Below are 20990 nucleotides of genomic sequence, written 5' to 3'. Positions count from 1 at the left end.
GCGGGTCCGACAACGCGTCACGCAGTCACGGGACGGGCCTCGCAGGCCGCGGCGGCCGCCGTGTGCATGGGCATCTCGGTCAGGCCCGGGTAGTAGACGTGCAGGCTCACCGCCGGCTCCAGCGCGTCGTTCACGACCTCGTGCACGTACCCCGGCGCGAACACCCGTTGTGCACCGGCGCCCAACGCGCGCGTGCCGCGCTCGGTGCGCTCGGTGAGCGCGCCCTCCAGGACGGTCAGCACGCCGGAGGAGCGGCCGTGGTCGTGCAGCCCGCTGCCCTGTCCGGGCACCCAGGACAGCAGCCACACCTCGTAGCCGGGGCCGGTGCGCAGCCGGTGGTACCAGCGGCTGGTCGCGTCGTACTCGACGAGGTGCGCCCACTGCGCGCGGTCGGCGGCGATCGCGCGGGCCAGGCCGACGAACTCGGCCACGGTGACCGGGTGCTCGCGCGGGGGCTGCAGCAGGTGCTGCACCTCGAGGATGTCGCCGGCGATCTGGAGGTCGTTGTCGCTGTTCATGGGGGTGCGGTGGTTCCTCAGTGAAGAAGGTCAGCGGGGAACGAAAAGCGAAAACCGAGTCCGGGGGACTCGGTCTGCGGCTGGAGCGGGAGCGGTCGGATACGACTACGACTGCGGCTCAACAGCTGCGACAGCAACAGCTACAGCGAGCGCGGGCAGCACCGTGGGACCCGGCGGTGCGGGTCGAGGTGAGCGCCAAGTTCGCGAGCATGCCCACAAGGACATCGGTTCACACCTCCCGTGTCAACTCGACGCCCGGTATGTGGGACATGGTTCACCTCATCCGGTTCATCTCGCTGCCGAAAGGTTTGTTCAGTAAGCGCCCGGGACACATGGCGCACAACCGGGCGCGCGAGCCACTTCGGAACGCGATCGAACATCTGGGCGTCCTTCTCCGTACAAGCTCTGTATGGGGTCGGGTGCCCCGCGCGGGGCGTCGTCTGCGTGTCAAGGTTTATGGCGATTTGAACACTTTCCGCTTGGCCTTGGTTCCGCAGAGTGAATAACGGGCCCAATAGCAGATCTCGGCTTGACTCGCCCGGAGCAGCACACTTGTAATTTCACTCGTGTCGTTCAGCCGAAATCGGCAACGGCCACGCACGGGGACGTGAAAGACAGACGAGGGGCGCACATGACCGAGCTGGTGCAGCAACTGCTGGTCGACGACGCGGACGAGGAACTCGGCTGGCAGGAGCGCGCGCTGTGCGCCCAGACCGACCCCGAGTCCTTCTTCCCCGAGAAGGGCGGCTCCACCAGAGAGGCCAAGAAGGTCTGCCTCGCCTGCGAGGTGCGCTCCGAGTGCCTCGAGTACGCCCTCGCCAACGACGAGCGGTTCGGCATCTGGGGCGGGCTCTCCGAGCGGGAGCGCCGCCGCCTCAAGAAGGCCGCCGTCTGACCGACGAGGGCTGCGGTCCGGAGCGGACGTCCATCCAACGCACACATCTGAGCTGCGCGAACGGCCCGTCGCCGGTGGGTTATCCACAGGCGGCGGGCCGTCGACATGCCCAGCCGATAGTGTGGGCGCTCGTCCGAGACGCCTCGCCGCCACCAGCGGGCGCAGGAGTCCACCGCAGTCCATCGAACCGGGGCCCGTACCTCGATGTCCGTGCACAGCCACACGGCAGCCCAAGACACGGCTGCCACAGCGGGGTTTGACCCGACCCGCCCGCCCGAGTTCCCGCGTCACGTGGTGACCGCGGTCCTCGTCTCCCACGACGGTGCCCGCTGGCTGCCCGCCGCGCTCGCCGGGCTGCTCGGCCAGGAGCGCCCCGTCCAGTACGCGGTCGCGGCCGACACCGGCAGCGCGGACGACTCCGCCCAGCTGCTCACCGAGTCCCTCGGTGACGCCAACGTCCTGCACCTCGCCCGCCGCACCGGCTTCGGCCAGGCCGTCGAGGAGGCGAGCCGCACCGCGCCCGTCCTCACTCCGGACGACCTGCCGTACCTGAAGCGGCCCAGCGGCTGGGACCCGGTCACCCGCCAGTGGCGCGACGACGCCTACGACATGCCCGAGCTGCCGTACGGCGAACCGGTCCAGTGGCTGTGGCTGCTGCACGACGACTGCGCCCCGGAACCCGGCGCCCTGACCCAGCTGCTCCGGGTCGTCGACAACGAGCTGGAGCTGGGCCGCGACGACGTGGCGGTCGTCGGCCCCAAGCTGCGCGGCTGGTACGACCGCAGGCAGCTGCTCGAGGTCGGCGTCACCATCGCCAACTCCGGGCGCCGCTGGACCGGCCTGGACCGCCGCGAGCAGGACCAGGGCCAGCACGACCACGTGCGGCCCGTGCTCTCCGTCTCCACCGCCGGCATGCTGATCCGTCGCGACGTCTTCGAGGAGCTCGGCGGCTTCGACCGCAGACTGCCCCTGATGCGCGACGACGTCGACCTGTGCTGGCGCGCGCACAACGCGGGACACCGCGTCCTGGTGGCCCCCGAGGCCGTCGTACGGCACGCCGAGGCCGCCTCCCGCGAGCGCCGCGCCGTCGACTGCGCCGGCCGTACCACCACCTCCCCGCACAAGGTCGACAAGGCCGGCGCGATCTACACCCTGCTGGTCAACGCCCCTACGGCCACCCTGCCCTGGATCATGCTCCGCCTGGTCCTCGGCACCCTGCTGCGCACCGTCGCCTACCTCGTCGGCAAGGTCCCCGGACAGGCCCTCGACGAGATCCGCGGTCTGCTGGGCACCCTGCTGCGGCCCGAGCGGATCATCGCCGGGCGGCGCAGGCGCGGCCGCTCCCAGCTCGACAAGGGCGAGCTGCGCCCCCTGTTCCCGCCGCCCGGCGCCACCGTCCGGGCCACCGTCGAGCAGGTCGCGGGCAACCTCTTCGGCGGCGACGAGGAGATCTCCGCGGCCGGCCGGCACGGCGGCGCGGTCGAGTCCGGGCCCGGCGGCGACGACGCCGACTTCCTGGAGATCGAGCAGTTCGCCCGCCTCAAGCGCATCGCCCGCAAGCCGGGCCCGGTGCTCTTCCTGGTGCTGCTGCTGATCTCGCTGGCCGCCTGCCGCGCCCTGCTCGGCTCCGGCGCGCTCGCGGGCGGCGCCCTGCTGCCCGCCCCGGGCACCGCGAGCGAGCTGTGGTCGCGCTACCTGGACGCCTGGCACGCCGTCGGCGCCGGCGGCACCCCGGCCGCGCCGCCGTACCTCGCCATCGTCGCCGCGCTGGCCTCCCTGCTGTTCGGCTCCACCGGGCTCGCGGTCACCGTGCTGCTGGTCGCCTCGGTACCGCTGGCCGGGTTCACCGCCTACTTCGCCTCCCGCCCGCTGGTCACCTCGCGCCTGCTGCGCGCCTGGGCGGCCATCGCCTACGCCTTCCTGCCCGCCGCCACCGGCGCCCTCGCGGGCGGCCGCATCGGCACCGCCGTCCTCGCGATCCTGCTGCCGCTGATCGCCCGCGCGGGCGTCGCGGCCGGCGGCCTCGCGAGCTCCTCGGGAGCGCGCGGCAGCTGGCGCGCCACCTGGGCGTACGCCCTGCTGCTCACCATCACCACCGCGTTCACGCCGATCGTCTGGCCGATCGCCCTGGTCCTCGGCCTCGCCGTGCTCGCCGTCCGCCGCGCCGACCTGGTCGCCTCCGGCCTGCGGCTGCTGGTCCAGCTCGGCACCCCGCTGCTGGTCCTCGCCCCCTGGTCGCTGACGCTGCTGCCGTTCGGCTTCTTCAAGGAGGCCGGGCTCGAGTACGGCTCCTCGGCCGCCTCCGCCCTCGACCTGCTCGGCGCCAGCCCGGGCGGCCCCGGCACGGTCAACGGGCTGATGCTCGTCGGCGTCGTCCTGGCCGCGCTCGCCGCCCTGCTGCGCTCCGAGCGCCAGTCGGCCATCCGCACCGCCTGGGCGGTCGCCCTGGTCGGCCTGGTCTTCGCGGTCCTGTCGAACAAGTCCACCTGGGCCGGCCCCGCGACCCTCGTCTACGCCATCGCGATCCTGTCCGCCGCCGCGCTCGGCGCCGACGGGGCACGTTCGCGCGTCGCCGAGCAGAGCTTCGGCTGGCGCCAGCCGGTGGCCGCCCTGATCGCCTTCGCCTCCGCCGCCGGCCCGCTGCTGCTCGCCGCCGGCTGGATGATCGCGGGCGCCGACGGCCCGGTCGAGCGGCGCGACCCCGCCCAGGTGCCCGCCTTCGTCGCGGAGGACAGCACCACCACCGACCAGGTCCGCACCCTCGTCCTCGACAGCGACAGCACCGCACGCGTGTCCTACATGCTGGTGCGCGGCTCCGGTGCCCGCATGGGAGACGCCGAGGTCACCGCCGCCGACGGCGAGAACGCCACGCTCGACAAGGTCGTCGCCAACCTGGTCGCCGGCTCCGGCGCCGACCAGGCCGACCAGCTCGGCGGGTTCGCCGTGCGCTACGTCCTCGTCCACAAGGGCGCACCGCGTGACATCACCCGCGTGCTCGACGCCACGCCCGGCCTGTCCCGGCTCAGCCAGCAGAACGGCGGCGCCCTGTGGCGCGTCGACCAGCAGGTCTCCCGCGCGACCATCGTCTCCGCGAACGGCTCCGGCACCCCCGACTCCGTCGCCGCCGGATCCGTCGACATCCACACCACCGTCCCGACCGGTGCCGACGGCCGCATCCTGCGCCTGGCCGACTCGGCCTCCGAGGGCTGGACGGCCACCCTGGACGGCAAGCCGCTCACCCGCACCACCGTCGACGGCTGGGCCCAGGGCTTCGAGCTCCCCTCCTCCGGCGGGAAGCTGGACGTCACCTACGACACGCCGTTCACCCACACCGCCTGGCTGTGGGCACAGGGCGCGCTCGCCGTCGTCCTGGTCGTCCTCGCCCTGCCCGGCCGCCGCCGCGACGTCGACGACGACCTCCCCGAGGAGCAGCCGGTCCCCGCCCAGGCCGCCGAGGGCGAGGGCCGCCGCGCCCGCCGCCTGCGCGCCCAGGCGGAGGCCGAGGAGGAGGCCCAGGAGGGGTACCAGGAGACCCCGGAGGACACCGGCTTCCCGTCGGCGGCACCGGAGGAGGAGACCCCGGCCGCGGTCCCGCACCAGCAGTCGTACGACGAGTGGGACCCGGCGTCCTACCCGCAGACCGAGGGCTACGACACCGGCTACGCCGACCCGTACCAGGGCGCCGACGCCGACGCCGGCACCGGCCAGTACCAGACCGGCGGCTACGACCAGCAGACGTACGACCCCTACCAGACCGGCCAGTACGACCCGTACGCCTACGGCGGGCAGCAGGGGCAGGGCGCGTACGACCCGACGTACCAGCAGGGCTACGACCCCGCCTACGACCCGGCCGCCCAGCACACCCACGGCACCGGCGGCGAGCACCACGACGGGAGCCAGCAGTGAACCGCACCACCCTGTCCCTGCTCGCCGGCACGGCCGCCCTCGCGGCGGTCACCGGGTTCGCCGCGCTCGACCCGCCGGCCACCACCCCCGCGCACACCGCCGAGGCGGCCGCCCAGCTGCCCGTGGAGCGCACCACACTGCTGTGCCCGGCGCCCAGCCTGTCCGACATCGCCGACACCTCGTACACGTCGTTCACGCCCGTCACCAAGGGCACCACGAGCGACGGAAAGGCCGAACTCCAGGCCGCCTCCGAGCAGTCGGCGGACGGGACGGGCGGCGGCAAGAAGAAGGCGGCGAAGCCCGTCCTCACCCCGAAGACGCCCGGCACCCCGGCCACCGGGGACACCTCGGGCGCCGACGGGCCCGCCTACGTCGGCACCGCCGAGGGCAAGTACGCCCCCGGCTGGACGGTCCAGGAGACCACCGAGGTCGCCGCGGGCACCGGACGCGGCCTCCAGGGGGTCACCTGCACGGCGGCCGACACCGACTTCTGGTTCCCCGGCGCCAGCACCGCCGCGAGCCGCACCGACTACGTGCACCTCACCAACCCCGACGACGGCGCCGCCGTGGTCGACATCGAGCTGTACGGCAAGGACGGCCAGCTCAAGTCCACGGTGGGGGAGGGCATCACGGTCCAGCCGCACGCCAGTGAGCCGGTCCTGCTGTCCACGCTCACCGACGAGCGGCAGACCGACCTGACCGTGCACGTGAGCGTGCGCAGCGGCCGGGTCGGCGCGAGCGTGCAGGCCCTGGACGACAAGACCGGCGGCGACTGGCTGGCCGCCTCCGCCGACCCGTCCGGCAGCCTGGTGCTGCCCGGCATCCCCAAGGACGCCACCGACGTCCGGCTGATCGCCTTCACCACCGGCGACAACGACGCGGACCTGAAGGTGCGCCTCGCCTCCCCGGACGGCACGATCACCCCGGCAGGCAACGAGACGCTGCACGTGAAGTCGGGCATGACCACCGCGACCGACCTCGGCGACGTCACGCGCGGCGAGGCGGGGTCGCTGATCCTCACGCCCAGCGACCAGTCCGTCCCGATCGTGGCCGCCCTGCGCGTCACCCGCGGGAAGGGCGCCAACCAGGAAACCGCGTACATCCCGGCGACCGCACCGGTCGGCACGCGCGCGACGTCCGCCGACAACAGCGGCAAGGGCACCACCCTCTCCCTGGCCGCCCCCACCGCGACCGCCCAGGTCAAGGTCACGGCGTCGGCGGGCAGCGGCGGCGGCACGGCGGTCTCCAAGACGTTCACCATCAAGTCCGGCACCACCCAGAACGTCGACGCCCCGGTCCCGTCCGGCCTGAAGGGCACCTACGCCCTGACCGTGGAGACGGTCTCCGGCGGCCCGGTCTACGGCGCCCGCACCCTGGCGGCCACCGAGGACGGCGTCCCGGGCTTCACGATCCAGACCCTCCCGGACGACCGCGGCACGGTGGCCGTACCGGAGGCGGACCAGGACGTGTCGGTGCTGCAGAAGTAGGTGCCGCAGAAGTTGGCGCGAGGTCGCCGGGTGGGCTCAGTGGGAGGGGGCTCTAGTGGGAGGGGGCTCAGTCCTCGCCGTACCGGGGATCGACCGTCTCCGGGGTGAGGCCGAGCAGCTCGGCGACCTGCTCCACGACGACCTCGTGCACCAGAGCGGCCCGCTCGTCGCGCCCCTTGGTGCGGATCTCGACCGGCCGCCGGTAGACGACCACCCGCGCCCGGCGTCCCTCGCGCGCGGGAATGATGCCGCCCAGCGGCACCGCCTCGTCGTCCCAGCTGTCGCCGTGCCGGTCCTGGAGCCGGGGTACTTCGAGGACCAGGAAATCGATGTCGGCGAGCTGCGGCCAGCGCCGCTCCAGTCGCTCCACGGAGTCCTGCACCAGGTCCGCGAACACGTCGGCGCGGCTCGCGGCCAGCGGCACCTGAGGTGGCGCGATCGGCCCGCGCATGCCCCGACCGTGGCGATCGCGTCGACGAGGCCCGGGGCCGGCGGCACGGGGCGGTACACGGTTGTCCATCACTGGTGAAGCGTAGTCCTCGCGGGCTCCGGCCGCGCCGCCCCATGCACCGGGACCGCCCGGTACGGCATGTCGCAGGATGACCATTCCAGCCAAGGTTGGGCTCGTTTCCATATCTCCACGAGACCGGCGAGCTCAAGGCAATTGACGGTGTTTGTACAGACTCGTGACCGGATGCGGCGTCGACCATGACCCCGGACGACCCCTTCCGTGCAGGTCAGCAGGGCGTGTCCGGAGGGGTGTGTGGGGCGTTTCACAGTCCGACACGGTGGAGTGACCTGGGGGAGAGTCGTCGCGGCCCGCTCAAGAGTGCGGTACCGTCCAACGTCGTGAGCCCTGTACGTCGCTGTTCGCGAACCGCCTGCGGCCGACCCGCCGTCGCGACGCTGACGTACGTCTACGCCGACTCGACCGCGGTCCTCGGCCCGCTCGCCACCTACGCCGAACCCCACTGCTACGACCTGTGCGCCGAGCACTCCGAGCGCCTCACCGCCCCGCGCGGCTGGGAGGTCGTCCGGCTCCTCGACAGCTCCGCTCCCGCACGTCCGAGCGGGGACGACCTGGAAGCCCTCGCGAACGCGGTGCGCGAGGCGGCCCGCCCCCAGGAGCGGGCGGCCGGAGCGGGCGGCGGCGGTCGCGGGGCGGACCCGATGGAGGTCGCACGGCGCGGCCACCTGCGGGTGCTGCGGTCGCCGGACAACTGACGTCTCCCCGGGTCCACCGCTCATTCTGTCGCCCTCCGGTTGCTTTCCGATTGCCCTCCAGTTGTCTTTCACGCGCGCGGATTCCCGTGCCGCACACCCATTGACGCGTGCTTGTCATGGACGCGACCATTCCGGGTGACCGTCGGCGGGAAATCGCTTTCCGCATGCCGGAACCCGGGGAGGCGCCCGTGTACGTCCAGGAACTGGAACCCGTCGCCGACTCGCTCGGCCTGTCCGCCCTCGTCGCGGCCCTGCCGCTGCTGATCGTCCTGGTCCTGCTCGGCGGGGTACGCGTGAAAGCGCACCTGGCGGGCCTGAGCGGCCTTCTCGCGGCCGTACTCGTCGCGCGGCTCGCCTACCGCATGCCGCTGGACCAGACCCTCTCCAGCGCCGCGCAGGGCGCCGCGTTCGGCCTGTTCCCCATCCTGTGGATCGTCGTCAACGCCCTGTGGGTGTACCGGATGACGGTCCGCACCCGCCACTTCGACGTCCTGCGCCGCTCGTTCGGGCGACTTTCCGACGACCCGCGCATCCAGGCCCTCGTGGTCGCCTTCTGCTTCGGCGCCCTCCTCGAGGCGTTGGCCGGATTCGGTGCCCCGGTCGCGATCTGCTCGGTGATGCTCGTCGCCCTCGGCTTCGACCCGGTCCGCGCGGCCGTGGTCTCCCTGGTCGCCAACACCGCCCCGGTCGCCTTCGGCGCGATGGGCACCCCGGTGGTGACGCTCGCTCAGGTCACCGGTCTGCCCCTGGACTCGGTCGCCTCCGTGGTCGGCCGCCAGACCCCGCTCCTCGCCCTGGTGGTGCCGCTGGTGCTGGTCGGCCTGGTCGACGGCGTACGCGGGCTGCGCGAGACCTGGGTGCCGGCCCTGGCGTGCGGAGTCGCCTTCGCCGCCGCCCAGTTCGCCGCCTCCAACTATCTCTCCGCCCAACTCGCCGACATCTGCGCCGCCCTGGCAGGCGCGGCCGCCCTCCTCGCCGTACCGCACGCGCGCGTACCGGCGACCGAGGAGGTCCGCGTGGCCGTCCTCACCGGCGCCCGCAGCGCCGACCTGGACGTGCGCGACGAACGGCCCCAAGTCCTGCGCGCCTACGCCCCGTACGCCCTGATCATCGCGGTCTTCTCGGTCGCCCAGATCCCGCCGGTCAAGGACTGGCTGACGAAGGCGAACCGGGTCTACGACTGGCCCTTCCTGGACGTCGTCAACCCCAAGGGTGAACCGGTCGGAGGAAATCTCTTCACCTGGCCGATCGTCGCCACGGGCGGCACGCTGGTCCTGTTCGCCGGCATCGCCACGGCGGCCGTCCTGCGCGTGCACGCGCGCGTGGCGGTCGCGGAATGGGCCGCGACCGTACGGGAGTTGCGGTACGCCATCCTCACCGTGACGTCCGTCCTCGCCCTCGCCTACGTCATGAACCTCTCCGGACAGGCCGCGACGATCGGCCACTTCGTGGCGGCGGCGGGCGCGGGTCTGGCCTTCCTCTCCCCGGTCCTCGGCTGGTTCGGCGTCGCCGTCTCCGGCTCCGACACCTCGGCCAACGCCCTCTTCGGAGCCCTCCAGGTGAGCGCCGCCCACGAGTCGGGTCTCTCCCCGGAACTCCTGGCGGCCGGCAACAGCTCCGGCGGCGTGCTCGGCAAGATGGTCTCCCCGCAGAACCTCACGATCGCCTGCGCGGCGGTGGGCCTGGCGGGCCGGGAGGGGGACCTGCTGCGCAGGGTGCTGCCGTGGAGCCTCGGACTGCTGCTGGTGATGTGCCTGATCGTGGTGGCGCAGAGCGGTCCGGTGCTGAGCTGGATGCTGCCGTGAGCCACCGGTTTCGACCGACCGCCACCGACTTCGACCGACTTCGACCGGCTTCGACGCACGGCGACCGACGCACGGCGACCGGCTTCGACAAAGGGCGGCCGGCTTTGACGCAGGGGAACCGGTATTGACGCGCGGCGACCGGCTTCGACGCGCGGCGACCCGCTTCGACCCACCGGGACCGGCTTCTCCCCACCGCGACCGGATCGCCGCAGATCACAGCCAGGAGGCCGCCGGGCATCCGCCGGGCATCGGCCGGGGGATCCCGCGTCGGCCCCTCACCCGGAACAGGTAGTTTGGGGCGACCGAGAGGATTTCAGGAGGGTTGGCCAGTGGCTGTTGCTGATCTGTCGCAGATCGTGAAGGCGTACGACGTGCGCGGGGTGGTTCCGGACCAGTGGGACGAGGCACTCGCCGAGCTGTTCGGCGCCGCGTTCGTCCAGGTGACCGGTGCCGCCGCGATCGTCGTCGGCCACGACATGCGGCCCTCCTCGCCCGCTCTGTCCCGCGCCTTCGCGCGCGGTGCCGCGGCCCGGGGCGTCGACGTCACCGAGATCGGCCTCTGCTCGACCGACCAGCTCTACTACGCCTCGGGCGCGATGGGCCTGCCGGGCGCGATGTTCACGGCCTCGCACAACCCCGCGCAGTACAACGGCATCAAGATGTGCCGCGCGGGAGCCGCGCCGGTGGGCCAGGACACGGGCCTGACGGAGATCCGGGAGCTGGCCGAGCGCTGGACGCAGGAGGGTGCCCCCGAGCCGGCCGCTACGCCGGGAACGATCACCTCCCGCGACACGTTGTCGGACTACGCGGCGTACCTGCGCTCACTCGTGGACCTGACCTCCGTCCGCCCCCTGAAGGTCGTGGTCGACGCGGGCAACGGCATGGGCGGACACACGGTCCCGACGGTCTTCGAGGGCCTGCCGCTGGCCGTGGTCCCGATGTACTTCGAGCTGGACGGCACCTTCCCGAACCACGAGGCCAACCCGCTCGACCCCGCCAACATCGTGGACCTCCAGGAGCGCGTGCGCGCCGAGTCCGCCGACCTCGGCCTGGCCTTCGACGGCGACGCGGACCGCTGCTTCGTCGTGGACGAGCGCGGTGAGCCGGTCTCCCCGTCGGCGATCACGGCCCTGGTGGCCGTGCGCGAGCTGGCGAAGAACGGTGGCAAGGGCACGGTCATCCACAACCTGATCACGTCCTGGACCGTCCCCGAGGTGGTCCGGGAGAACGGCGGCAGCCCCGTCCGCACGCGCGTCGGCCACTCCTTCATCAAGGCCGAGATGGCGAGGTCCGGCGCGATCTTCGGCGGCGAGCACTCGGCCCACTACTACTTCAAGGACTTCTGGAACGCCGACACGGGCATGCTGGCGGCCCTGCACGTCCTCGCCGCCCTCGGCGGCCAACCCGCCCCCCTCTCCTCCCTGGTCGCCCAGTACGACCGCTACACCGGCTCCGGCGAGATCAACTCCACCGTCGCCGACCAGCAGGCCAGCCTCGCGGAGATCCGCGCGACCTACGGCGACCGCGACGACGTCACCCTCGACGACCTCGACGGCCTCACCGTCACCGCCGCCGACTGGTGGTTCAACGTCCGCCCCTCCAACACGGAGCCGCTGCTGCGCCTGAACGCGGAGGCAAGGGACGAGGCGACGATGACGAAGATCCGCGACGAGGTCCTGGCGATCATCAGGGCGTGAGCCCAGCTCCCCGACCGAGTCACCCTGCACCCCGGGCTGCTCTCGGCTGGCGGAGTCGCCCTGTGCGCCGGGCTGCTCTCGGTCGGCCGAGCCACCTCGCCCCGCCCTCGCTTCTCGACTTGCCGAGTCGGGTGGTGGGTGGGCGAGGGTCTCGGGGGTCCAGGGGGCGGAGCCCCCTGGGCGGTCACCCCGGCGGACGGCCACCCGTCACCGACGGCCAGCCCAACCCACCCCACCGGCGGTAACCTGACCGCACGCGAACATCCACCCCCGAAGGGAACCCCCATGCCGCTCGAAGCCGGCCTCCTGGAGATCCTCGCCTGCCCGGCCTGCCACGCCACCCTCAAGGAGCAGGACGCCGAGCTGATCTGCACCGGCCAGGACTGCGGCCTGGCGTACCCCGTCCGCGACGACATCCCCGTCCTCCTCGTCGACGAGGCCCGCCGCCCCGCGTAAGCAGTAGGCAGTAGGCAGCAGGCACGACAACCGCGGAACACCAGAACATCAGGACCCCGGCAACCGGAGGCCGCTCCATGCTCGACGAATCGCTGCTCGACACCCCGGAGGGCCTCGCCGAGGCCGACCGCCGAGGTCTCCTGCGCGGCGCAGCCGAGGCCGGCGCCCGCGTCCGTACGGCCGCCCGGCACGCCACCGAGGCCGGTGTCCAGGAGTTGAAGCCGGACGGCCGCCCCCGTGCCGTACTGATCGCGGGCCCCGGCGTCGCCGCCACCCACGCCGCCGACCTCCTCGGCACGCTGGCCGGCCCCGGCAGCCCCGTCACCCGCCTGGCCCCCACCGGCGTCGCCCCGGCCGCCGGCGCCCTGCGCTGGGAGCTCCCCGGCTGGGCCGGCTCCGTCGACCTGCTGCTGATCGCCACCCCGGACGGCACCGAACCCAGCCTCTCCCTCCTCGCCGACCAGGCCTACCGGCGCGGCTGCTCGGTCGCCGCCGTGGCCCCCGCCGGCACCCCGCTCGAAGAGGCGGTGGCCGGCGCCCACGGCCTGTTCATGCCGATGGCGACGGCCCCGTACGACCACGGCGAACCGCTCGCCGGCTCCTCCCCGGGCGTCCTGTGGGCGCTGCTCACCCCGCTGCTCGCCCTTCTCGACCGGGTCGGCCTGGTCAGCGCCCCGCCGGACGACCTGGAGAAGGTCGCCGACCGCCTCGACCGCATCGCCGAGCGCTGCGGCCCGGCCATCGTGACCTACAGCAACCCGGCCAAGACCCTCGCCTCGGAACTCGCCGACGCGCTCCCCGTGGTCTGGACGGAGGGCGACTCGGCAGGCCCGGCCGGCCGCCGCTTCGCCGCCGCCCTCGCCGAACTGGCCGGCCGACCCGCCCTGGTCGCCGAACTTCCCGAGGCCCTGGCGGCCCACACCGCGCTGCTCGCCGGACCGCTCGCGGCCAGCGCCGACCCGGACGACTTCTTCCGCGACCGCGTGGACGAGGCACCCGCGCTGCATGCGCGCGTGGTGCTGCTCCGCGACCGCCCCATCGGCGGCCTCACCGCCGCACCCGCCGCCCGCGACCTCGCCCTCAGCCACGACACCCCGATCAGCGAGCTGGAGCCCGAGCCGGGCGACGAGCTGGAGACCCTGGCGGAACTGATCGCCGTCACGGATTTCGCCGCCGTTTACCTGACGCTCGCTTCGGGGGCCTGAGGTGGACACCGACACCGGGCCCGCCGTACGAAGGACGACCTGAGGGGCGTACCGAGGCGAACCGGTAGGGGAACACGAGGTGAACACCGCCGCCGCCGTGCGCCCCCGCACGACCTTGTTCGCCCTTGCCCGCAGAGAACCGGCAGAGAGAAGTCATGGATCTCCTCGACAACACCATCCGCCCCTACGCCTGGGGTTCGACGACCGCCATCCCGAAGCTGCTCGGGGTCGAGCCCAGCGGCGAGCCGCAGGCGGAGATGTGGATGGGTGCGCATCCGGGTGCCCCCTCGCGCACCGCGCGCGGCACGCTCGGCGAGGTCATCGACGCGGACCCGAAGGCCGAACTGGGCGAGGCGGCCGTGGGCAGGTTCGGCCCGCGCCTGCCCTTCCTGCTCAAGATCCTCGCCGCCGGCGCCCCGCTCTCCCTCCAGGTGCACCCCAACCTGGAACAGGCCAGGGAGGGTTACGAGGACGAGGAGCGGCGCGGCATCCCCATCGACGCCCCGCACCGCAACTACAAGGACGCCAACCACAAGCCCGAACTGATCTGCGCCCTCACCGAGTTCGACGGCCTGTGCGGCTTCCGTGACCCGGAGCGGACGGCCGAACTCCTCGACGGCCTCGGCGTGGACTCCCTCAAGCCGTACGTCGACCTGCTGCGCGCCCACCCCGAGGAAGCGGCCCTGCGCGAGGTTCTCACCGCGATCCTCAGCGCCGACCGCGAGGAGATGGCCCACACGGTCGCCGAGGCCACGGCCGCCTGCACCCGCCTCGGCGGCGACTACGCGGCCTACGCCGACATCGCCCACCACTACCCCGGCGACCCGGGCGTGATCGCGGCCATGCTCCTCAACCACGTGCGCCTGCAGCCCGGCGAAGCCCTCTTCCTCGGCGCCGGCATCCCGCACGCCTACCTCAACGGCCTCGGCGTCGAGATCATGGCCAACTCCGACAACGTCCTGCGCTGCGGCCTGACCCCCAAGCACGTCGACGTCCCCGAACTGCTGCGCGTCGTCCGCTTCGAGGCGGGCGACGCGGGCGTACTGCGCCCCGAGGCCGCCCCGGACGGCGAAGAGGTCTACGAGACGCCGATCGACGAGTTCCGGCTCTCCCGGTACGTCCTGCCCGAGGGCACCGCCGCCCACGACCTCACCCTGCAGACCCCGCAGATCCTGCTCTGCACGGCCGGCACGGTCCGCGTCGGCGAGTACGACCTGGCCCCCGGCCGGTCGGTGTTCGTCCCCGCGGGTGAGAAGGCGGAGGTGTCGGGCGCCGGCACGGTCTTCCGTGCCACGGTGATCGTCTGAGGGGGTCCGAATCTCTCGCCGAGGGGCTGCAAGAATGACCCTCCGGCAAAGCACGGGCAAAGACGAGTACCGGCGTAGACGGACGACGGCGAGAACGAGAAGGGACAACGCGAACACATGAGCGCGTCAGGCGGCACCAGGGCGATCGTGGCGGCACTCGGAGCCAACCTCGCGATCGCGGCATCGAAGTTCGTGGCGTTCGCGTTCAGCGGTTCCTCGTCGATGCTCGCCGAGGGCGTCCACTCGCTCGCCGACTCCGGCAACCAGTTCCTGCTGCTCATCGGCGGCAAGAAGGCCCAGCGCGAGGCAAGCCCGCAACACCCCTTCGGCTACGGCCGCGAGCGGTACATCTACGCCTTCCTCGTCTCCATCGTGCTCTTCTCGGTCGGTGGCATGTTCGCCATCTACGAGGGCTACGAGAAGATCAACCACCCCCACGAAGTGGAGCACTGGTACTGGCCGGTGGGCGTCCTCCTCTTCGCGATCATCGCCGAGGGCTTCTCCTTCCGGACGGCCATCAAGGAGTCCAACGAGCTGCGCGGCAAGCTGTCCTGGTCGCAGTTCATCCGCCGGGCCAAGGCCCCCGAACTGCCGGTCGTCCTCCTCGAGGACTTCGGCGCACTCATCGGCCTCGTCCTCGCCCTCCTCGGCGTCGGCCTCGCCCTGATCACCGGCGACGGCGTCTGGGACGGCATCGGCACGGTCTGCATCGGTGTCCTGCTCGTCCTGATCGCCCTCGTCCTGGCCGCCGAGACCAAGTCCCTCCTGCTCGGCGAGGCCGCGGGCGTCGAGGAGGTCGAGAAGATCGAGGCCGCCATCGTCGACGGCGACACGGTCACCGGCATCATCCACATGCGCACACTCCACCTCGGCCCCGAGGAACTCCTCGTCGCCGCCAAGATCGCCGTCCAGCACGACGACACGGCCGCCGAGGTCGCCAGGGCCATCAACGCCGCCGAGGCCCGCATCCGCACCGCGGTCCCCATCGCCCGCGTTATCTACCTCGAACCCGACATCTACAGCGAGGCGGAGGCCGCCAAGGGCCCCGACCCGGAAGCCACCCCGGGCGGCCCGACCCCCCACCCCGCCGATCACTGATCCCCCTCCGCGCGACAGCACGGGCCCGGGCCCGCTCCCCTCGACCCGCCGGGGAGCGGGCCCGTCGTCATCCGCCGCCCGGACGCCGCATCCCCCGTGCGTGCAGGGCCGACCGGATCGATCAGGCCGATCCCCCGACGCCCTCGCCACCCGAGGCGGCGCAGCCCCCGCACACCCCGCGAAACCGACCGGAACCCCCGGATCCCCCCGCACCCCGCACCCCGAGCAACCACCCCACCGCACCCCCACCGCACCCCCGCCGGCACGCCCACCGACCGCGCTCACCCTCCTCGAACGGCGTGATCTGTTCGGAGGCGGACTGGGGACGGCCCGCTTCTCCGGTGTAGCTTGGGACGGAGCCAGACGTCGCTGCTGATGGCGGTCGGGCGGTCCCACATGGACCGTCCGAGGGAGAGAGGGCCTCCGACGGACTGCGCTGCGCGTACGTGGGCATGCCTGTGTCCTCTTCTCGGGCACCCCTGTGTCCGCCGCCGCGCAGACCAGCCGTACCCACCCTCGACCCAACCCGAGGAGCAGCTCGCAATGACGACTGTCGACAACCGACAGGACTTCAAGGTCGCCGATCTCTCCCTGGCCGCCTTCGGCCGCAAGGAGATCACCCTCGCCGAGCACGAGATGCCCGGCCTGATGTCGATCCGCAAGGAGTACGCGGACGCACAGCCCCTGGCCGGCGCCCGTGTCACCGGCTCCCTGCACATGACCGTGCAGACCGCCGTCCTGATCGAGACCCTGGTCGCCCTGGGCGCACAGGTCCGCTGGGCGTCCTGCAACATCTTCTCCACCCAGGACCACGCGGCCGCCGCCATCGCGGTCGGCCCCGACGGCACGGTGGACAACCCGCAGGGTGTCCCGGTCTTCGCCTGGAAGGGCGAGACCCTGGAGGAGTACTGGTGGTGCACGGAGCAGGCGCTGACCTGGCCGGACAGCCCCACCGGCGGCCCCAACATGATCCTCGACGACGGCGGTGACGCCACCCTCCTCGTCCACAAGGGCGTCGAGTACGAGAAGGACGGCAAGGTCCCCGGCCTGGAGACCGCCGAGTCCGACGAGCACCGCGTCATCCTCGAACTCCTGCACCGCACCATCACGGACGGCTCGCAGAAGTGGACCCAGCTCGCGTCCGAGATCCGCGGCGTGACCGAGGAGACCACGACCGGCGTCCACCGCCTGTACGAGATGCAGCGCGACGGCGTCCTCCTGTTCCCGGCGATCAACGTCAACGACGCCGTCACCAAGTCGAAGTTCGACAACAAGTACGGCTGCCGCCACTCGCTGATCGACGGCATCAACCGCGCCACCGACGTCCTGATCGGCGGCAAGACGGCGGTCGTCTGCGGCTACGGCGACGTGGGCAAGGGATGCGCGGAGTCCCTGCGCGGACAGGGCGCCCGCGTGATCGTCACCGAGATCGACCCGATCTGCGCCCTGCAGGCCGCGATGGACGGCTACCAGGTCACGACCCTCGACGAGGTCATCGACAAGGCCGACATCTTCGTCACCACGACGGGCAACAAGGACATCATCATGGCCTCGGACATGGCCAAGATGAAGCACCAGGCCATCGTCGGTAACATCGGCCACTTCGACAACGAGATCGACATGGCCGGCCTCGCCAAGGTCCCCGGCATCGTCAAGGACGAGGTCAAGCCGCAGGTCCACACCTGGACCTTCCCCGACGGCAAGGTTCTCATCGTCCTCTCCGAGGGCCGCCTGCTGAACCTGGGCAACGCCACCGGCCACCCCTCGTTCGTGATGTCCAACTCCTTCGCGGACCAGACCCTGGCCCAGATCGAGCTGTTCACCAAGCCCGACGAGTACCCGGTCGGCGTCTACACGCTGCCCAAGCACCTCGACGAGAAGGTCGCCCGCCTGCACCTGGACTCGCTCGGCGTGAAGCTGACCACGCTGCGCCCCGAGCAGGCCGCGTACATCGGCGTGGAGGTCGAGGGTCCGTACAAGTCGGACCACTACCGCTACTGAGCCCGGGCCCTGCCCACCGGGAAGCGCACCCGTGCACCGCGCGCTCTCCCGGCGGCAGGTCCTCCGGTCCGCCGAGGCAGGCCCCCGCACCCCCGTGCCGGGGGCCTGCCCCTTTGGCCCGTCGACCGCCCGCGCGGCCGTACCGCGGGTCCGGGTGCCGGACCCACACCCCGTCAAGCTCCAGGACCCCCATGCCCCGCGGCCGCTATTCGCTTCACGATCCGCACGATCACACCCCCCTCGGCGAAGAACACTTCCAGTGCGCCCCCGGCCCCTCCGGCTGGCGTTATGTCTCCCAAGTGACCACCCCCTCCGGTGACCACGGCGGCTCGGTCGATCTCGCCCTCGACGACCTCGGCCGCCCCGTCCGCCTAGAACTCCACGCCGGGGGCTGGCAGGTGCGCGGCGCCGCCCTGGACGGCGTCACCTGGGTCCGCACGGACCCCACCGGCATCCATGCCACCGAAGGCAATGTGCGCGCCCATGCCTTCACCGGCACGTCCCCCGCGTTCCTGGTCGCCACCGCCCGTCTGCTGCGCCTCACCCCCTCCGCCGCCGCGACCCGGGTACGCCTCGTGGCCTTCACGGACCCGGTCCTCGCCCCCCGCACCGTGGACCAGTCCTGGGCCTTGCTGGAAAGAGAAACACACGCCACTGACAACGGCCCCCTGACAGTGGACGAATACCAGGTCACAGCCCTGGACACGGGCGAACAGCACCTGGTGCACCTCGCCGGGGACGTGGTCCTGGCAGCCCCCGGAATCGAGCTGGAGGACCTGCAGTCACCGCCGTCGGTCTTCAAGGACCCCGACGACTGAACAGCGGGCCGACGAACCGATGGGCCGAACCGCGCCTACGCCGGCGGCACGAATCCGGTGGCGGGCCGCTCGGCCGCCGCCGCGGGAGGAGCGACGGGCGCGGCCGGCGGCTGAGGGACCGGGGCAGGCACAGCGCCAGGAGGCATACCGGACACCGGGGGCATACCGGGTGCCGGAGGCCTACCGGGTGCCGGAGGCGCGTACCCGGCGGGGGCACCGGAAGACGGAGGAGCATGGTCGGCGAAGGCCCGCCGGACTTCGCGGGCCTGCCGTTCCTGCACCACCGCCGCCAGATATGCGGCCGGCGGAATGTCCGGGGGCGCCGGAGTCCCCGTCCGGCTCGCGAGATCGCCGGCGAGCTGCGCGGCCATCGTCCACGAGACCTGCGGATCGAGCTGCTGCATCCGCGTCAGGTACTGCCGGACCGCGAGCCACAGCCCGTCCGGAACGGCCGACAGGTCCAGCCCGGCGAAACGTCCCGCCAGCCAGGGCGGAGGCGGCGGAACGAAACGGGTCTGCCCGACGGGCACCCGCTCCCGCACGACCAGGGTCCCCGCGAACACGTCCCCCAGCCGCCGCCCGCGCGCCGAGACCAGCGAGGCGATACAGGCGACGACCCCGAACGTCGCCAGAATCTCGACCACGCCGAGAGCGCCCCGCACCAGCGCATGCCGGAACCGGATGGGCCCGCCGTCATCCCGCACGACCCGCAGTCCGCACGCCATCTTCCCGAGCGAGCGACCGTGGCTCAGCGTCTCCACCGCGATCGGCGCACCGACCAGCACCAGCAGGAAGGCCGCGATCGCCAGGGCGATCTGCGCGGCGTCGTCGAGCGAGGCCGTGGCGGCCGCCAGGCCTATGGAAACGGCGATGTACACGGTGAAGGCGACGATCAGGTCGAGCAGCACGGCCAGCGCCCTGCTGGGCAGCCTCGCAGGACGCAGTTCGAGCGCCACCGCCTCACCGGTCACCAGCTCACTCACGCCCGCCGCCTTCCCCTGGTCTGCCCTGTACAGCGCAAGTCTGCCAAGCTGAGCACGCATCGCGCCGCAGTACGACAAGCTGACAGCTGCGACATTGCTACGACAGGCAGTCGACGACCAGCCGAGGAGCAGGCAGACCCGATGGACCTCGACGTCTTCGTCTCCGCACACCGCGCCGAGTGGGACCGCCTCGACGCGCTCCTCCGCCGCCAGCGACGCCTCAACGGAGCCGAGGCCGACGAACTCGTCACGCTCTACCAGCGCACCGCCACCCATCTCTCCCTGATCCAGTCCAGCGCTCCCGATCCACAGCTCACCGGGCGCCTCAGCCAGCTCGTGGCACGCGCGCGCAGCGCGGTGACAGGCACCCGCCGCGCGTCCTGGCGCGATGTCGCCCGCTTCCTCGGGCAGGGATTCCCGGCTGCCGTCTACCGCTCCCGCCACTGGTGGGTCCCGACCGCGCTCATCTCCACCGCGGTCGCGATCGTGCTCGGCTGGTGGATCGGCACCCACCCGGACGTGCAGTCGACCATCGCGGCCCCCAGCCAGCTGCGCGAGCTGACCCGCCCCGGCGGCGAGTACGAGACCTACTACTCCAGCCATCCCGCGGCTTCCTTCGCGGCCCAGGTGTGGACGAACAACGCCAGAGCCGCCGCGATGTGCCTGGTCCTGGGCGTCTTTCTCGGCCTTCCGGTCCTCTGGATCCTCTTCGAGAACATGCTCAACCTGGGCGTCGGCTTCGGCCTGATGTCCTCGGCCGGCCGCCTCGACACCTTCCTGGGCCTGGTCCTCCCGCACGGGCTGCTGGAACTCACCGCGGTCTTCGTGGCCGCGGGAACCGGACTCCGCCTCGGCTGGACTCTCATAGACCCCGGCCCCCGGAGCCGTCGTACGGCTCTGGCGGAAGAGGGCCGCGCCGCCGTGGGCATGGCGATAGGCCTGGCCCTGGTCCTGTTCGTCTCCGGCGCCATCGAAGGCTTCGTCACCCCGTCCGGCCTGCCGACCTGGGCCCGCATAGGCATCGGAGTAGTGGCTGAGCTGGCCTTCCTGGCGTACGTCTTTGTCGTCGGGGGCCGTGCCGCTCGCGCCGGTGAGACGGGTGACCTCGAGGAGACCGAGCGCAGCGCGTTCGTCCCAACGGCCGCCTGATGTGCGGACCCCTCCCGTGAGCTGCTAGTCTCCTCCTCGTCCCGGAAGACCCGTTGACACGGGTTGGACGGGGAGGTAGATTCAAACAGTTGCCTAGAACTGGACAGGTTCAGGGCCGATCGTTAGAATCGATCTGCTTCACAACGGAGAGTCTCTCCGAACATCGAAGCCACCCTCCGATTTACTCAGAAATGAGTGGCCGGTCAGACCGGCCAAGAACTTCTGATAAAGTCGGACTCGCCGAAAGAGAGCCGAAAGGCAATCGAAAAGGCAAAGGCCCCCCAACGGCCACCGGAAATGAATTCCGACCGGAAACGGAACGGAAAACGGATCTGGTAAGGTTGGGAACACCGAAGGGAAGCCCGGAGGAAAGCCCGAGAGGGTGAGTACAAAGGAAGCGACCGTTCCTTGAGAACTCAACAGCGTGCCAAAAGTCAACGC

16 protein-coding genes are annotated in these 20990 nt (G+C 71.9%); 13 read left to right on the top strand and 3 right to left on the bottom strand.

What is annotated here, in order from left to right; genetic code table 11:
- Positions 1–17 precede the first annotated feature (17 nt).
- A complete protein-coding gene (locus ABZ887_RS12330) occupies positions 18–518 on the bottom strand; it encodes a cysteine dioxygenase family protein (RefSeq protein WP_361286774.1) in 501 nt (166 codons plus the stop codon).
- Positions 519–1149: 631 nt separating this feature from the next.
- On the opposite strand from ABZ887_RS12330, the gene ABZ887_RS12325 reads away from it, so the two are divergent.
- The 3 genes from ABZ887_RS12325 to ABZ887_RS12315 all read left to right on the top strand — a co-directional run bounded on the left by ABZ887_RS12325 (position 1150) and on the right by ABZ887_RS12315 (position 6806).
- Complete coding sequence (locus tag ABZ887_RS12325; RefSeq protein ID WP_003975777.1) at positions 1150–1413, top strand: WhiB family transcriptional regulator; 264 nt, start codon at positions 1150–1152, stop codon at positions 1411–1413.
- A 204-nt stretch (positions 1414–1617) separates the two neighbouring features.
- Positions 1618–5319 (top strand): glycosyltransferase, encoded by a 3702-nt coding sequence (locus ABZ887_RS12320; RefSeq protein WP_361286771.1) that lies wholly within the window; start codon positions 1618–1620, stop codon positions 5317–5319.
- Positions 5316–6806, top strand: coding sequence for a DUF5719 family protein (locus tag ABZ887_RS12315; protein WP_361286768.1), 1491 nt, complete (start codon positions 5316–5318; stop codon positions 6804–6806). The genes ABZ887_RS12320 and ABZ887_RS12315 overlap by 4 nt, the downstream gene beginning before the upstream one ends.
- A 67-nt stretch (positions 6807–6873) precedes the next feature.
- Here ABZ887_RS12315 and ABZ887_RS12310 read toward each other — a convergent pair whose 3' ends face one another.
- Positions 6874–7326: a metallopeptidase family protein gene (locus ABZ887_RS12310; protein WP_361287333.1), complete on the bottom strand. Its 453-nt coding sequence runs from the start codon at positions 7324–7326 to the stop codon at positions 6874–6876.
- Positions 7327–7604: 278 nt separating this feature from the next.
- Here ABZ887_RS12310 and ABZ887_RS12305 point away from each other — a divergent pair, with 278 nt between their 5' ends.
- The 9 genes from ABZ887_RS12305 to ABZ887_RS12265 all read left to right on the top strand — a co-directional run bounded on the left by ABZ887_RS12305 (position 7605) and on the right by ABZ887_RS12265 (position 18417).
- Positions 7605–8030, top strand: coding sequence for a DUF3499 domain-containing protein (locus tag ABZ887_RS12305; protein ID WP_217550991.1), 426 nt, complete (start codon positions 7605–7607; stop codon positions 8028–8030).
- Positions 8031–8218: 188 nt separating this feature from the next.
- Positions 8219–9835, top strand: a complete 1617-nt coding sequence (locus ABZ887_RS12300) for an L-lactate permease (RefSeq protein WP_361287329.1) — start codon at positions 8219–8221, stop codon at positions 9833–9835.
- 329 nt (positions 9836–10164) lie between these two features.
- Positions 10165–11532 carry a phosphomannomutase/phosphoglucomutase gene (locus ABZ887_RS12295; RefSeq protein ID WP_361286765.1) on the top strand — a complete coding sequence of 456 codons (1368 nt, stop codon included), beginning with the start codon at positions 10165–10167 and terminating at the stop codon, positions 11530–11532.
- A 285-nt stretch (positions 11533–11817) separates the two neighbouring features.
- Positions 11818–11988, top strand: coding sequence for a Trm112 family protein (locus tag ABZ887_RS12290; protein ID WP_089102354.1), 171 nt, complete (start codon positions 11818–11820; stop codon positions 11986–11988).
- 77 nt (positions 11989–12065) lie between these two features.
- Positions 12066–13193, top strand: coding sequence for an SIS domain-containing protein (locus tag ABZ887_RS12285; RefSeq protein ID WP_361286762.1), 1128 nt, complete (start codon positions 12066–12068; stop codon positions 13191–13193).
- Between the two features lie 155 nt (positions 13194–13348).
- Positions 13349–14500, top strand: coding sequence for a mannose-6-phosphate isomerase, class I (manA, locus tag ABZ887_RS12280; RefSeq protein ID WP_361286759.1), 1152 nt, complete (start codon positions 13349–13351; stop codon positions 14498–14500).
- 117 nt (positions 14501–14617) lie between these two features.
- Positions 14618–15598, top strand: coding sequence for a cation diffusion facilitator family transporter (locus tag ABZ887_RS12275; RefSeq protein WP_361286756.1), 981 nt, complete (start codon positions 14618–14620; stop codon positions 15596–15598).
- A gap of 543 nt (positions 15599–16141) precedes the next feature.
- Positions 16142–17599, top strand: coding sequence for an adenosylhomocysteinase (ahcY, locus tag ABZ887_RS12270; RefSeq protein ID WP_361286753.1), 1458 nt, complete (start codon positions 16142–16144; stop codon positions 17597–17599).
- A gap of 191 nt (positions 17600–17790) precedes the next feature.
- The gene (locus ABZ887_RS12265; protein ID WP_361286750.1) at positions 17791–18417 is read left to right on the top strand and encodes a hypothetical protein; all 627 of its coding nucleotides are present in this window, start codon (positions 17791–17793) and stop codon (positions 18415–18417) included.
- Positions 18418–18452: 35 nt separating this feature from the next.
- Here the strand turns inward: ABZ887_RS12265 and ABZ887_RS12260 are convergent, their stop codons facing one another.
- Positions 18453–19400: an RDD family protein gene (locus ABZ887_RS12260; protein ID WP_361286747.1), complete on the bottom strand. Its 948-nt coding sequence runs from the start codon at positions 19398–19400 to the stop codon at positions 18453–18455.
- A 141-nt stretch (positions 19401–19541) separates the two neighbouring features.
- Between ABZ887_RS12260 and ABZ887_RS12255 the strand changes: the two genes are divergently transcribed.
- Positions 19542–20549 (top strand): stage II sporulation protein M, encoded by a 1008-nt coding sequence (locus tag ABZ887_RS12255; protein WP_361286744.1) that lies wholly within the window; start codon positions 19542–19544, stop codon positions 20547–20549.
- The last annotated feature ends 441 nt before the right edge of the window (positions 20550–20990 follow it).

Origin of the sequence: Streptomyces sp. NPDC047061 (assembly GCF_040643955.1) — a bacterium.
Classification (GTDB): Bacteria; Actinomycetota; Actinomycetes; order Streptomycetales; family Streptomycetaceae; genus Streptomyces.
Note: the sequence above shows the minus strand (reverse complement) of the source record. Positions and strands in the feature narration are given on the sequence as shown.